The organism is Mycobacterium sp. MAC_080597_8934 (genome assembly GCF_000523975.1).
GTDB classification, from domain to species: domain Bacteria; phylum Actinomycetota; class Actinomycetes; order Mycobacteriales; family Mycobacteriaceae; genus Mycobacterium; species Mycobacterium avium.
Map to the genome: position 1 here is coordinate 1 of NZ_JAOS01000049.1, position 13,050 is coordinate 13,050.

General features: G+C 62.4%; 14 protein-coding genes and 1 pseudogene. 12 read left to right on the plus strand and 3 right to left on the minus strand.

Going from position 1 to position 13,050, the window contains the following annotated elements:
- The first annotated feature begins 231 nt into the window (after positions 1-231).
- Positions 232-630: a hypothetical protein gene (locus tag NF20_RS26775; protein ID WP_174814222.1), complete on the plus strand. Its 399-nt coding sequence runs from the start codon at positions 232-234 to the stop codon at positions 628-630.
- Here the strand turns inward: NF20_RS26775 and NF20_RS28790 are convergent.
- Positions 546-1,007, minus strand: a pseudogene (locus NF20_RS28790) (acetyl-CoA acetyltransferase); the annotation flags it as partial. The gene NF20_RS26775 and the pseudogene NF20_RS28790 sit on opposite strands and share 85 nt — an antisense overlap.
- A gap of 126 nt (positions 1,008-1,133) precedes the next feature.
- On the opposite strand from NF20_RS28790, the gene NF20_RS20805 reads away from it, so the two are divergent.
- The 9 genes from NF20_RS20805 to NF20_RS20840 all read left to right on the plus strand — a co-directional run bounded on the left by NF20_RS20805 (position 1,134) and on the right by NF20_RS20840 (position 9,536).
- Complete coding sequence (locus NF20_RS20805) at positions 1,134-1,778, plus strand: TetR/AcrR family transcriptional regulator (protein ID WP_007168379.1); 645 nt, start codon at positions 1,134-1,136, stop codon at positions 1,776-1,778.
- Positions 1,779-1,827: 49 nt separating this feature from the next.
- A complete protein-coding gene (locus NF20_RS20810) occupies positions 1,828-2,268 on the plus strand; it encodes a PaaI family thioesterase (protein ID WP_007168380.1) in 441 nt (146 codons plus the stop codon).
- A gap of 52 nt (positions 2,269-2,320) precedes the next feature.
- A complete protein-coding gene (locus NF20_RS20815) occupies positions 2,321-3,217 on the plus strand; it encodes an alpha/beta fold hydrolase (protein ID WP_007168381.1) in 897 nt (298 codons plus the stop codon).
- A gap of 47 nt (positions 3,218-3,264) precedes the next feature.
- Positions 3,265-3,480 (plus strand): hypothetical protein, encoded by a 216-nt coding sequence (locus tag NF20_RS20820; protein ID WP_019732564.1) that lies wholly within the window; start codon positions 3,265-3,267, stop codon positions 3,478-3,480.
- 529 nt (positions 3,481-4,009) lie between these two features.
- Entirely contained in the window at positions 4,010-5,458 is a 1,449-nt protein-coding gene (gene ltrA, locus NF20_RS20825) for a group II intron reverse transcriptase/maturase (RefSeq protein WP_007168383.1), read from the plus strand.
- 746 nt (positions 5,459-6,204) lie between these two features.
- Positions 6,205-6,795, plus strand: a complete 591-nt coding sequence (locus NF20_RS20830; protein ID WP_007168385.1) for a TetR/AcrR family transcriptional regulator — start codon at positions 6,205-6,207, stop codon at positions 6,793-6,795.
- A gap of 87 nt (positions 6,796-6,882) precedes the next feature.
- Positions 6,883-8,184 carry a cytochrome P450 gene (locus tag NF20_RS20835; RefSeq protein WP_007168386.1) on the plus strand — a complete coding sequence of 434 codons (1,302 nt, stop codon included), beginning with the start codon at positions 6,883-6,885 and terminating at the stop codon, positions 8,182-8,184.
- Between the two features lie 11 nt (positions 8,185-8,195).
- Positions 8,196-8,387, plus strand: a complete 192-nt coding sequence (locus NF20_RS26785; RefSeq protein ID WP_074021704.1) for a ferredoxin — start codon at positions 8,196-8,198, stop codon at positions 8,385-8,387.
- Between the two features lie 132 nt (positions 8,388-8,519).
- Positions 8,520-9,536: an LLM class flavin-dependent oxidoreductase gene (locus tag NF20_RS20840; RefSeq protein ID WP_033717470.1), complete on the plus strand. Its 1,017-nt coding sequence runs from the start codon at positions 8,520-8,522 to the stop codon at positions 9,534-9,536.
- A 192-nt stretch (positions 9,537-9,728) separates the two neighbouring features.
- On the opposite strand, the gene NF20_RS20845 is transcribed toward NF20_RS20840, so the two are convergent.
- A complete protein-coding gene (locus tag NF20_RS20845; protein WP_033712834.1) occupies positions 9,729-10,598 on the minus strand; it encodes a metal-dependent hydrolase in 870 nt (289 codons plus the stop codon).
- Between the two features lie 76 nt (positions 10,599-10,674).
- On the opposite strand from NF20_RS20845, the gene NF20_RS20850 reads away from it, so the two are divergent.
- Positions 10,675-11,379, plus strand: a complete 705-nt coding sequence (locus NF20_RS20850; protein WP_057969459.1) for a TetR/AcrR family transcriptional regulator — start codon at positions 10,675-10,677, stop codon at positions 11,377-11,379.
- Positions 11,380-11,405: 26 nt separating this feature from the next.
- Here the strand turns inward: NF20_RS20850 and NF20_RS20855 are convergent, their stop codons facing one another.
- Positions 11,406-12,074: a TetR/AcrR family transcriptional regulator gene (locus NF20_RS20855; RefSeq protein WP_023900852.1), complete on the minus strand. Its 669-nt coding sequence runs from the start codon at positions 12,072-12,074 to the stop codon at positions 11,406-11,408.
- 134 nt (positions 12,075-12,208) lie between these two features.
- Between NF20_RS20855 and NF20_RS20860 the strand changes: the two genes are divergently transcribed.
- Complete coding sequence (locus NF20_RS20860; protein ID WP_007168393.1) at positions 12,209-13,045, plus strand: SDR family NAD(P)-dependent oxidoreductase; 837 nt, start codon at positions 12,209-12,211, stop codon at positions 13,043-13,045.
- The last annotated feature ends 5 nt before the right edge of the window (positions 13,046-13,050 follow it).

The window sequence follows — 13,050 nt, forward strand, 5'->3', positions numbered from 1 at the left end:
CAGGCTGCTGTGGTACGGTCTCGTTGGCATAAGTGTGTCGTAGCGCGTGAACGAGCGCACCCGACCGTTTCCCGGATCGGACAGGTGGTTGTGGTGAGTGGTGCGGATCGGTGCGGATGTGTTGCATTGGTAGGCAGTCGATTTGGCGACAAAGGGTGCGGACAAATGGGACACAGATGATGTTGGTCAGGATGGTAGAGCACGACGATGGGTGCGTCCTATGGTTCCCACGTGGTGAACATCAATTCGAAATCGGCAGCGCGCAAGCGTGTCCGGGAGGCGCAGAACAAGGCCAACGAGGCACGTCTGGAGCGTGAGCGTCAAAATGTCGATGACGCTGCGTCGTTCCTCGTCGAGCTTGGGCGGCTGGCCGCCGTCGACGAGTGGGAGCGCAACCGTATCCTCGAGATACACGCAGAGGGAGAGCGGCGCCGTCACGAACACCGCCAGGCCGGCGCGACAGCGTTGGCCCGGATGCAAGGCCGCGGTGAAAGCCTCACTGCGATCGCTGAACTGGCGGGAGTCAAAGTCGGTGAGGTAGCACACATCTCGGCTGGGCTCAATCCGGGACGTGTGTCGCCAAGTGACTCATCCTGTGCATCAACGGGTTTCGGATCGCGGAGCGCATGACCCGATTTGACTCTGCGGGCGGACTCGCCGGTCTCGGCTCCGACGACCAGCACCGCATCGCTGATACCGCGCACAATGTCCCCACCAAGGACCTCGACGAGGTATTGCGGTGTATTGCCGCCAATCGGGCAGCTGATGCGACGCCGGGGCGCCAGCCCAACCGCTTCGGCAATTCTCGACGCGGGATTGTCACGCGGAATCATCAGAATGCCCGGTGTCGCCACCGTATCGATCCGATGCCCGATCGCAGCGCCCGCGTCTTGCAATGCTCGACGCGCGGCTTCGCAAGCCAAATCGATGGGATCGACGACGCTGTCGCCGCGGTGCGTGATCTCACCGACCGCGACGACAACGGGAGTGCGGGGCGGAATCGCCAACGGTCAGGTCACGTTCATCGTCGGCACCTTTGTTGCGACATATTTGCGATATTGTCACATAAGTAGCCATGCGACAACCGGTTGGGTCGTTAATTCACGATCGGTCCGAGGCTGCATACTTGCTTCGTGACGAAGAAATCGTTGCGCTGGGGCACGGCACCTCCCACGACCCGCGACGTCGCCCGAGACCTCCTGCTCGATGCCGCCGAAGCGTGCCTGGAGGGCAAGGGGCTGCCGGGCACCACCATGGAGGACATCGCCAGACAGGCGGGGGTGTCGCGCGCCACGGTGTACCGCTACTTTCCAAGTCGTGAATCCGTCGTTTCCGGTGTCATCCTGCGTGCGGCCGAACGCTACCTAGACCGCATGCGTCGACGGATCGCAGTACATCGCGATTTGGGCACGGCAATACTCGATTTCGTCGAGGTCACGGTACGCGCCGCTCATCGCGAGCCGACAATCGGATTGCTGTTCGGCAGTGACGAGGAACTCGCCGGCGTGGGGTTGGCCAAGGGAACGTCGGTGGCTTTGTTTGAACTCGTGGCCGAGTTCCTTCGACCTGTCTTCGCTGCGCACTGGGACCAACTCGAGCCCGGGGTGTCGGTCGACGATGCCGCCGAATGGATCCTGCGAACCGTCCTCAGCCTGCTGTCGGTCCGCGGCCCCAGACACCGCAGCCCCGAAGGCCTCGATGCCTTTTTACGCCGATTCCTGCTTCCAGCTCTGCTCACCAACACCCAGCCTTGCGTCGATGCAACAAGTGCAGAGTAGTGTCTCAAACCATCGCATCGATATCCGTGGATGAGAAGGGGCGCTAACCATGGAGTTCGCGCAGTTCAATCAGCAGATCGCCAAGGAATTGCAGAACGCGGCGGCAACCACGGGAGGACTCTCCAAATACCTGGATTTTCGCCACACCGAGTTCGCCGCCGGGCGGCTGGTTGTGCAGATGGATGCTCGGGACGACCTTTTGACTCCGTTCGGCAATCTGCACGGCGGATGCCTGTCAGCAATGGTCGACCACTGCTTGGGCGTGGTGTTTTACCCGGTGATCCCCGCTGGATCGTGGGTCGCCACAACCGAATTCAAGCTGAACTTGCTGCAGCCCGTGTCAAGCGGAGTATGCGTCGCCGTCACCGAGATCATCGCGCTGGGCAAGCGCAGCGGTGTCGCCAGAATCGACATCACCAACGACGGGCGCGCGGTATGTGCCGCCCAAGGAACAGTGACCGTCGTTAGCCCTAGGGGGAATTCCTCGTGATGAAAAGGACCGATGGTATTGTCGTCCGACTTCACAACGGCGAGCGCACCCGATGACCGTTACGCTCGAGCGATTCCGCACCACAGACGGCGTCACCCTCACGGCGGATTGCTACCGGCACGACGCTGCCCGCGCCGTTGTGCTGCTCCTGCACGGCGGTGGTCAAAACCGACACGCCTGGGCGACCACAGCGCGCCGCTTGCACGCTCGTGGGTACACGGTCGTCGCGTATGACGCCCGAGGTCACGGCGACAGCGCGTGGGACCCTACCGGAAGATACGACCTCGGACGGCTAGCGTCCGATCTGCTGGCCGTGCGTGAACACGCGAGCACCGACCGCCCGCCGGCCGTCGTCGGCGCATCCTTGGGCGGCATGACCGTCCTGGGCACGCACTTGCTGGCGCCCGCCGACCTGTGGGGAGCCGTCGTCCTGGTCGACATCACTCCGCGAATGGAGTTTCACGGAGCACGCCGCGTCGTGTCGTTCATGGCCGCCCATCCTGACGGGTTCAGCACGCTCGACGACGCCGCGGACGTCATTGCCGAATACAACAGACATCGCACTCGGCCCAAGAACCCGGACGGACTCCGTAAAGTCTTGCGGCAACGCGACGATGGTCGGTGGATCTGGCGATGGGATCCGGCCTTCATCACTTCCAACTTCCAGTTTCTGCAAGGTGACCCCGCGACTGGTGCCGAAAAGTTCGACGCGATCAGCGAACTGCTTGTTGAAGGGGCCCGCCGCGTGCAGGCACCCACTCTTCTGGTGCGCGGCGTCCTTTCAGATGTGACATCGCAGCAGTCGGTCGACGAATTCCTCAAGGTCGTACCGCACGCCCAAGCGGTGGACGTCTCCGGCACCGGCCACATGGTCGCAGGCGACGACAACGATGCCTTCACCGCAGCCGTCGCCGGATTTCTCGACCGCACGATAAGCACTTCAGCGTGAAAAGCTCTGGGCTATCTGGCGCAGCCCGGGCTGGCCGCGCCAAAATCATGGCCGAGCTCGGCATCAAGGGGATCAGTCCGCGGAGGTTTAAGACCACCACGGTGGTCGATCCGGCCTCGTTTCCGCCGGATCTGATCGGCCAGCGCTTTGATAAGGGCCGACTCGACGCGGTGTGGTCCTCGGATATCGAGCGCCGTGAGGCGCTGTTCAACCGAACGGAGGTGAGAGACCACCGTCGCCGAGCCATCGCAGTGGCCCGGTAGAAGCTGGGGGCAGCCTGATCTAAAGAGACTTTGGTGAGGGTGGGAAGCAGCCCCGACAACGCCGGGACGGCCTGGTACTGCCAGACGGGTCGGGTCCGGCTAGCGAGACGGGAAGGTGTACGCGAGGAACCAGCGGCTGAACGCCTCTTAAGAGAAGACCACCAGCTCCAACCTGGCGGATGCGGGCTGGGCAGCGACGCGCACCCGCCCTGAGGGCGGGGAACTCGTGGGCCGGTTGATGTCGCCGGTTCGGGAGGTCACGGTGAAGGACTGCGGCGTAGCCGTGACGAGGTCGCAGGGGCATAGCTGGACACCTCACCCGTCAAACGGTTGACAGTGAACACGGGAACCACCGCGCCGGTCCCCGGTCAGATCCGGCAGCCAGCCGGGCTGGAGGGGTAGGCAGTCGTCGGCTGATGCCGGTGTGGTGGGGCGGAGGAGCCGTAGTAGTCCGAGGCCGGGAAAGCCGGTCGCATGGCAAAGGGCTCCAGCGGGTTCGCGGCGAGTACGCAGACTGTGGAGGTCACTTGTGAATACGAGTGCTTTGTGGCCCGACCCGGACACGGCCGAGCTGCGGGTACGCAGGATGCAACGCAAACTGCACCATTGGGCGGTTGATGAAAGCGACCGCTGTTTCGATGATTTGTACAACCTCGTTTATGACCCCGCATTCCTCACCCTCGCGTGGGAGCGGGTGCGGACGAACAAGGGTGCGCGCTCAGCCGGTGCCGATGGGACCGCACCGCGGTCTGTCGGTGCGGCAGAGGCGGTCGGACTGCTTCAGCGGCTCCGCGAGGAACTCAAGGAGCGGATATTCCGGCCGGATCCGGTGCGGGAGGTGATGATCCCGAAGGCGAACGGCAAGCTCCGCCGCCTGGGTATCGCGACCGTCGCCGACCGGGTCGTGCAAGCTTCGCTGAAGCTGGTGCTGGAGCCCATTTTCGAGGCGGACTTTCATCCGTGCGCATATGGGTTCCGGCCGGGCAGGCGAGCCCAGGACGCCATCGCTGAGATCCATCACCTCGCCAGCGGCTCACGGGCCTATCACTGGGTTTTCGAGGGAGACATCACGGCGTGCTTCGATGAAATCTCGCATTCGGCCCTTATGGGCCGGGTGCGGCGACGTGTCGGGGACAAACGCGTTCTGGCCCTGGTGAAGTCGTTCCTCAAAGCCGGGATTCTCTCGAAAGATCTCGGCTACCGGGACACCATCACCGGCACTCCGCAAGGCGGAATCCTCTCACCACTGCTCAGCAATGTCGCCCTGTCCGTTCTCGACGAGCACTTCGCCGCGAAGTGGAAGGCGCTCGGCCCGGAATGGACACGTGCCAAGCATCGACGCGCCGGAGTTCCGACCATGAAAATCGTCCGCTACGCAGACGATTTCTGTGTCATGGTCCACGGCACTCGCGCTGATGCCGAAGCGCTTTGGGACGAGATCGCAGCAGTGCTCGCGCCGATGGGCCTGCGCCTGTCGGTCGAGAAGAGCAGGATCTGCCACGTCGACGAGGGGTTCGAGTTCCTCGGCTTCCGCATCCAACGGCAGATCAAAAGGGGCACGACCAAGCACTACGTCTACACCTGGCCGTCGAAGAAGGCACTTATGTCCATCACCGACAAAGTCAGGAATCTGACGCGGCGACACAAACATCGAACGCTCGCTGATCTGCTGCGCCAACTCAACCCCGTCCTGCGGGGATGGTGCAATTACTTCCAGCACGGGGTGTCCAAACGCACCTTCGACTACCTCGACCACTTCACATGGTGGCGGGTGGTGACTTGGATGCGCAAACGGCACCACGGGCTGGCGTGGGGCGTCTTCCATCGACGGTTCCTGCCCAATTGGCAAATCCGCGAAGGCAAGACGGCGATGTTTCGGCCGCAGAAGGTAGAGGTCACCCGATACCGCTACCGGGGCACGAAAATCATCACCCCTTGGACAGCGAGGCCGACGGACATCACTGCACCAGTGGCCTGAATCCGTGGAGAGCCCGTTGCGGAGAAATTCGCTCGGCGGGTTCGGAGGGCGGGCCGGGGAAACGGATCGGTAGAAATGCCGACACCGCGCCCCGGTCCGACCCCTACACCTATCTGGGCTGCGGGGAGGGCGACATGTTCTTGTGCGCGATCCGCGACGAGCACTCGCGGCGGGCACTGGGTTGGGCTGTGGATGATCACATGCGCACCGAGTTGGTCACCGTGGCCGTGCAGCGGGGGGTGTTCGCGCGCGGTGGGCGCTGCGCGGGTAATGCTGGGACAACGTCGGCGCCGAGTCGCTGTGGTCGAGTTTCAAACAGGAATGCTACTACCGGCACACCCTACGCGACCAAAGCGGAATTGATTGCAGGAGTTGACAATTGGATGAACTTCTACAATAATCAACCAAGGCATTAAGCGATCGGGACGCGCTCACCTATCGACTACGAGCGGACGCTGAACCCTGTCGCGGAAGCAAGTTATCCGTGTCCATTTTTTCAGGGGAACCCCAGACTTCGATCGCGACGTTGGCATCAGCTCGAAGCGTGGCGGTCGCCAAGCCGATGTCGCGAGTTCCACCGGATGATGACAGTGCCATGGTGAGAAGTAGCGGAACCCGGACAGCCAAACCGGCGAAGTGCATTGTTGTCGGCGTGGTCCTCGATAGCCCCGACGGAACACTTGTGCAAGACGCATATCCTGCTCACCATGCCAACAGAGTCCGTTCGCCTCTCGTTTCGCCGGCATATGCGTGAGCAAGTCTTGAGGGCTGCCCGGACCCTCACTATCGAGAAGGGCTGGGATCGCGTTCGCATGGGTGAAGTCGCAGAGCTTGTCGGCGTGTCCCGCCCGACGCTCTACAAGGAGTTCACCGATAAGCAGGGACTGGGCGACGCGCTGGTTGTGGCCGAAGGCGAACGCTTCTTGAATGGCATTCACGCAGTTTTGGCACAACACGCCGGAGACGTCGGCGGGGGCATCACCGCTGCGGTGTCGTACACACTGAAGGAAGCGGAAGCGAGCCCGCTCTTGAAGGCGGTGCTGACATCGAACCGGCCTACGGACAGGACGGTCGCTGAGTCAACCGGTATGTTGCCGCTCCTGCCGACCTCTGCGTCGCTACTGGAGCTGTCCTCGGCAGCCCTCGTGACCTGGTTCAACGAGCACTTTTCAGGCCTGGACGCCAATGACGTCAATGATGTCGCCGATGCACTGGTAAGGCTGACGGTGAGTCACGTCGTGCTTCCGACCGCCGACGCCGAGACGACCGGGGAGCGCATCTCGCGGATCGCACTTCGCTATTTGGGCGTTCATTCCTCCGCAGGCGAGGCGCGTTAACACTAAGGATTTTATGTTCAAATGTTGACTCTGAAGGAATAATTGTAAACACTTGGAGTGGGGCCGCACGAACCTTAGGAGATTCTCATGATTGCCAGCACGACGTCCGCACTGAAAACGTCGGCGGAGCGGCGTTCAGCACGTCCATATGATTCTGCCGACTTGTCCTCGACTGCATTTTGGGCCGGCACCGCCGCCGACCGGGAGAAGACATACGCCGAACTGCGCAAACGTGCTCCCATCAGCTGGCACCCGCGAGTCGAGCACACCATGATCGACGACGGGAACGACCGGGGCTTTTGGGCTGTGGTTACGCATCCGTTGCTTGTCGAGGCGACCCGGCGACACGACGATTTCCTGTCAGGTCAGGGCATTGTCATGGAGTCGATCCCGCAGGAATTGCTCGACACCGCTCAAGGCTTCATTGCGATGGATCCGCCGCGTCATACCAAGATTCGACGATTGCTGGCATCCGCATTCACGCCGAAGCAGATGCGACTGATCCACCATCAGATCGAGGCCAACGCGAAGCGCGTCGTCGACGACCTGGCTCCACAGGGCAAGGCCGACTTCGTCGACGAATGCGCGGCGTTGCTGCCGATGCACAACATCTTCGACATGATGGGCGTGCCGGACTCGATGCGCCGCGACATCGCGTGGGAATCACGGTATGCCGGTGGGTGGAGCGACCCCGAGGTGATGGGCGACGACCCAGTCATACCTCGCCTTTTCCAAGCGATGGGATTCCTAGGCGACGGCGCCCGCGAAATCATCGCTGCACGTCGCCGGCAGCCCGAAGACGACCTCATGACGAACCTCGTTCAGGCTGAAGTGGACGGTGAAAAACTCACCGAAGATGAGATCGTCTCGTTTTTCATACTTCTCACGATCGCTGGGAACGACACCACGCGCCAAAGCACCAGTCATGCGATGAAAGCCTTGACCGACTTTCCCGATCAACGAGCGTGGCTGATGGAGGATTTCGACGGACGAATCAAAGGAGCGGTCGAAGAGTTCGTCCGGTGGGCCACCCCGATCATGACCTTCCGCCGAACGGCAGCTCGCGACTGCGACCTGGGCGGACAACAGATCACCGAAGGTGACAAGGTCGTACTTTTTTACAGCTCGGCCAACTGGGACACCACAGTGTTCACCAACCCGGAAAAGTTCGATTTGTCACGGGACCCCAACCCGCACGTGAGCTTCGGAGGTGGAGGTATCCACCACTGCTTGGGCAATCAGCTGGCGCGGCAGCAACTCGCCGCGCTCTTCCGGGAATTGCTGCACCGCCTGCCTGATATTGAAGTCTGCGGGCCACCCAGCTATACCGTTAGCACTTTCTTCCACGGGGTGAATCATCTTCCCGTCCGCTTCACCCCGACTACGTGAGGCAGCGTGGCATGAAAATCACAGTCGACCGCGATCGATGCTCGTCAATCGGGATGTGTGAAGGCCTGGCTCCCGACTTCTTCGAGGTCAGTAACGATGGGAAACTCCACATCCTGAATCCTGGGCCACCCGAATGTCACAGGGCACTGATCGAAGATGCCGTGGCGAGTTGCCCCACAGGCGCGCTCGCGTTGCACGATTGACAGACTGGCAGCAGCGAGATCCGGTGCAGCTGTTCGGCACTGGCTTCCGGCCGGTCCACGATGACTGCTCCTCGTCCAACGGGCTCGCCGACATCGCTCAGGAGCACAACACAACGCAATGGAGCCGCAGTAGTGAGTACCTTTGGACTCTCTGTCCTAGCCCCTGACCTTGCCGCGATGAAGGTCACCGCCACCGCGGCCGACCAGGCCGGGTTCGACGCGGTGTGGGCATCGGAGTTCTATACCCGGTCGGGATCCATCTCGATGGCGGCAATGGCCACCTCGACTGACAGGTGTCGCATCGGGTCGTCGATTCTCTACGGCGTCGGACGCAGCCCGCTGGTCTTGGCGACCGAGGCGCGCGATCTCGACGAACTGTCCGGCGGTCGCATCGTGCTCGGCATCGGCAACGGCACCAAACGGATGATGAGCAACTGGCACAGCGTCGCCGATACCAGCGCCCCCGCCCTGCGCGTCGAGGAACTCGTACCCCTTATTCGGCGCATCTGGAACCTGCACGAGGGACCAGTCCGCCACGAAGGCCGCTTCTACCAGATGAATCTCATCCCCAGCGGCCCGGTAGACCCGCCTGCGCGCGATATTCCGATCATCACCGCCGCGGTGCGCCCGCGGATGTGCGAAGCCGCCGGCCGGGTCGCTGACGGGCTGGCCGGGCATCCGCTCTTCACGACCGCCTACGTGGAGGAAGTCGTGCGGCCCGCGGTGGCCAAGGGCGCCGCACGCACCGGGCGCGATCCCGACGACGTCGAGATTGTGTCAATGGTCATGTGCTCCATCCACGACGACCCGGAAATCGCCCGTCGCGAGGTCGCGCAACAGATCGCGTTCTACGCATCAGTCAGAACCTACCAACCGCTGCTCGACTTCTGCGGATTCGCCAAACAGGGTGCCGTTATCCGAGAAGCCTTCGCACGCGGTGACTTTGCGGCCATGTTCGACGCGGTGACGGACGACATGATCGACGTGATGGGCGTCGCTGGCACCGCCAGCGAGGTGCGCGCCGGGCTGCGCCGCTACGAGGGGGTACTCGACCACATCATGCTCTACCCGCCGTCGGTGGGTATCGCACCTGAGCGGGTCGGCCAAAACCTCGGTGAGATGATCAAGCACTGCGCCCCCGGCCAGTAACATCCCGGTTCATGTAGGTGCGCCAGCGTCTGTGTCGACGACAACCCGCGGCGGTGAATGAGTCTCCCGTCTAATTCGAAATGACCGGTTCATCGACGGTGTGCTCCTGCCGGTACCGTAGGGATCGCCTTCGACGACGAGTTCGTAAGCCACCTAGTGCCAGTGCTTCTCTGCTCGCGCTCACCGTTGATGCTAGACGCGGCTCCCGATTCGCTGGGCGCCATCGGAGTCGAAGAGTTCTTTGGCCCAGCGTTCGAGGACTTCGGTGCTGTCCCAGTCGTCGGGGTGGAAGCCGGCGCGGGTGTAGGAACGGAAGCGCTGCACCGCGTCCGGGCTGAACAGTGGGGAACGACGGAAGGCTCGAAGGCTGCGCAGTAAGCGCAGTGGGTTGTAGGCTGCGCGGTCACCCGCCAGAGAGCGAGTGGTCTGGATGACCAACTCGGTGAACAAGATGACTGTGGCAATCCGCATTCCCCAGACCCTGGTGCGTTCGGTTCCACCGACCGTCTCGAAGACGTCGAAAGCGACGGCCTTGTGCTCGGATTCTTCTAAAGCGTGCCAGAGCAGAATCGGCCGGACCTCGGTGTCGCCGATCAGCTCTTGTGCCTCGTCGCTGGTCAGAATGATTTCGGCGAACGTCGCCGTGTAGTGCTCAAGGGCAGCCGTCACGGCCAGGCGCATCTTCGGAGAGAATCGCTTCTCGAGCCGGTCAACCAACTTCTTGATGTGCCGATCGATCCCGTCGGTCGGATAGCCCATCGCTTGGAGCCGCTCGTTAAGCAGCCGATGCTGGTGCCGGTGGGTGGCCTCCTGCGCGATGAATCCCTTGACCGCCTCTTGGAGGTCGGGGTCGCTGACCTGGTCACGGTACTGGCGCACCGATCGGATGAAGAAGTCTTCGCCCTCGGGGAACGTTGCCGACAAGGTAGAGACAAAGTGGCTCATCACCAAGTCGCCGTCGACGAAGTGCTGGCGACTGGTCCCAGCAGGCATTGCGAAACGGACACGGCGAGCCTTTGGCAGCACCCTCTTTGCTGGCCGTGTGGGCGACTCACTGGTCATGTGCTACTCCCATCTCCAAGCGGACCTCAATAATCTGACTTTATACCTAGTCAGATTTAGATGACAAACTGTGTCTATGCGTTCAGTCCGGGTGTATCGCGGAGTGTCTGCAGAGCAGCGCCATCAGCACCGGCGTACACGTCTCATCGACGCCGCTATCGAGCTGATCGGTACCCGAGGCGTGGCCGCCACCACCGTGACTGCCGTCTGCGCCGAGTCACGTGTCACCTCGCGTTACTTCTACCAGCATTTCTCCGACCGCGACGCGCTCTTGCGGGCCGTCTACCAGCAGCTCTATGCCACCTTCCAAGACGTAATAGTCCAAGCGATCCCAGACGCCGGCGCGCCACCCGACGTGTTGGCGTATGCCCCCATCCGCGCACTGGTCAACATGATCGAAGACGATCCTCGGCTGGCCCGCATTTTGTTCGTTGAATCCGCAACGGAGCCACTCCTTCGCGAGTTGCGGAGCCAATTGATGGCCGGTTTCGCCGACCTCGTGCTGCGCGAGGCCAGACTTCACCTGGATATCGCCGACTCTGCGGTGGGCGTCGCGCATCTGGCTTCAACCCTCGGTGTCGGAGGACTCTTCGAGGTTCTGCGCCGCTGGCTGGACGGCGAACTGGACTTCAGTACTGATGAACTCGTCCAACACTGCGCAGGTTTCCTGGGCAGCCTCGGCACCTACGTGCTGCTGCAGAACATAGGCGAGGCGCCGGTTCCTGAATCCGGGGCATCGGCAAACGCTCTATCGGCTCGCGGCCACGCCCGGCGATGCTGAGTGCGTGTCCGGTTTGACGCCCACGATCAGGACGGTAGCGTCCCGGGCACGTCATCGACGCTGAGCGCGTGCACCAGATAACGTTCAGCTAGGGTTTCGGCGAGCCGACTGGTGTGTTCGACGATCTCCTCCTGACTTACGTCGAGCAAGCCGGCATGCCAGGCGGTGATCAGCTCGACGAAGCCCCCAACCGCCACCAAGGTGTCCATGCGGAGCGCGGTTTCATCGGCATCCGGTCTCAGATGGGGCTTGCTCGCCGCGACCACGAGGTGCGTCGCCTCTTGCAGGGCAACAGCGCGCCGGTCTTGCAGCGGTGAGCTGCCCACGTGCTGGGTCAGCAAGATCTTTGCCCTGCCGGGATCTTGTGTGATGCGGTCGACCACCATAGAGATGGTCATGCGAATAGTCTCGAGGGGCGGCTGCCCGACGCGTTCTGCGAGGGTCGCGGAAACCTCACCGAGCATCTCGTTCCGTACCCCGTCCCAGGCGGCAACCAGCAACTCGTCGCGGGTCTTGAAGTCTTCATAGAAGTAGCGGTCGTTCAGGCTGGTCCGGGAGCAAACGCCCCTCATGGTGACTGCGGCCCAACCGCTTTCGCTCCAGATCTCGGTCGCGGCATCGATCAGACGCTGCCGACGTTCCGCGCGGCGTTCCGCGCCGGTACGCCCGCCCCATCGTTTCGCCTTCGTCCGCACATTTCCATCTTGACAAAGCAACGTAGGTCACACCAAACTGACGGCATGTGCCCACAATGGTGGCTGGTGCCACCAGTTGCTTTCGAGGCAGCGACGGAATCAACCGTCAGATCGCAGCAACGGCGGATACTCCGATGAGGCTGCTGCCGTTTGGGAATCCCCCCCGCCGGAGTGACCGTGCCGACGCGGTGATCACCGGTGCAGGCAGCGGCATTGGCCGCGCATTTGCCGTCGAGCTGGCGCGCCGGGGCGGCCGTGTGGTGTGCGCCGACATCGACGGCATTCGCGCCAAGGAGACAGCGGACCTGATCTCCAAGCTGGGCGGTCATGGCATCGGCGTTGTTTGCGACGTCTCAGACGAGCATCAGGTCCGGGATCTTGCCGATTCGGCCGAGAAGTGGTTCGGCGGCGCTCCCGGACTGGTGATCAACAATGCCGGAATTGGCGCTGGAGGCAACGTCGTCGGTGCGACATCCACGAGCGATTGGTCCGCGACGTTGTCGGTCAATCTGTGGGGAGTCATCCACGGCTGCGAAGTCTTTGTCCCGCGGCTCCGGGAACGTGGATTCGGAGGGCTCATCAACGTCGCGTCGGCGGCAAGCTTCGGTGCGGCCCCCCGCATGGCCGCCTACAACGTGAGCAAAGCGGGCGTACTCGCGCTGTCCGAAACCTTGGCAGCCGAGCTCAGCGGAACCGGCGTCACGGTGACCGTCCTATGCCCCACCTTCGTCAAAACAAATATCGTCGACAATCCACGCATCGAGGAATCGGCGGCCACGCTAGCCGCCAACTTGATGAAGTGGACCGGCGTATCACCAGAGTCGGTAGCACGAACCACCCTGGATGCGCACGACCGCGGCCAGCTATACGTCCTGCCGCAACTCGACGCCAAAATCCTCTGGCAGCTCAAGAGAACCATGCCGGGTACCTTCACCCACGCGATGGGACTCATCCAGCGAATAACGCGTTGACACAA

Coding starts and splice junctions, on each gene's coding strand:
- NF20_RS20810 (WP_007168380.1), top strand. CDS start 1,828: ATGGAGTTCGCGCAGTTCAATCAGCAGATCGCCAAGGAATTGCAGAAC.
- NF20_RS20815 (WP_007168381.1), top strand. CDS start 2,321: ATGACCGTTACGCTCGAGCGATTCCGCACCACAGACGGCGTCACCCTC.
- NF20_RS20820 (WP_019732564.1), top strand. CDS start 3,265: ATGGCCGAGCTCGGCATCAAGGGGATCAGTCCGCGGAGGTTTAAGACC.
- NF20_RS20830 (WP_007168385.1), top strand. CDS start 6,205: ATGCGTGAGCAAGTCTTGAGGGCTGCCCGGACCCTCACTATCGAGAAG.
- NF20_RS20835 (WP_007168386.1), top strand. CDS start 6,883: ATGATTGCCAGCACGACGTCCGCACTGAAAACGTCGGCGGAGCGGCGT.
- NF20_RS26785 (WP_074021704.1), top strand. CDS start 8,196: ATGAAAATCACAGTCGACCGCGATCGATGCTCGTCAATCGGGATGTGT.
- NF20_RS20845 (WP_033712834.1), bottom strand. CDS start 10,598: ATGACCAGTGAGTCGCCCACACGGCCAGCAAAGAGGGTGCTGCCAAAG.
- NF20_RS20850 (WP_057969459.1), top strand. CDS start 10,675: ATGCGTTCAGTCCGGGTGTATCGCGGAGTGTCTGCAGAGCAGCGCCAT.
- NF20_RS20860 (WP_007168393.1), top strand. CDS start 12,209: ATGAGGCTGCTGCCGTTTGGGAATCCCCCCCGCCGGAGTGACCGTGCC.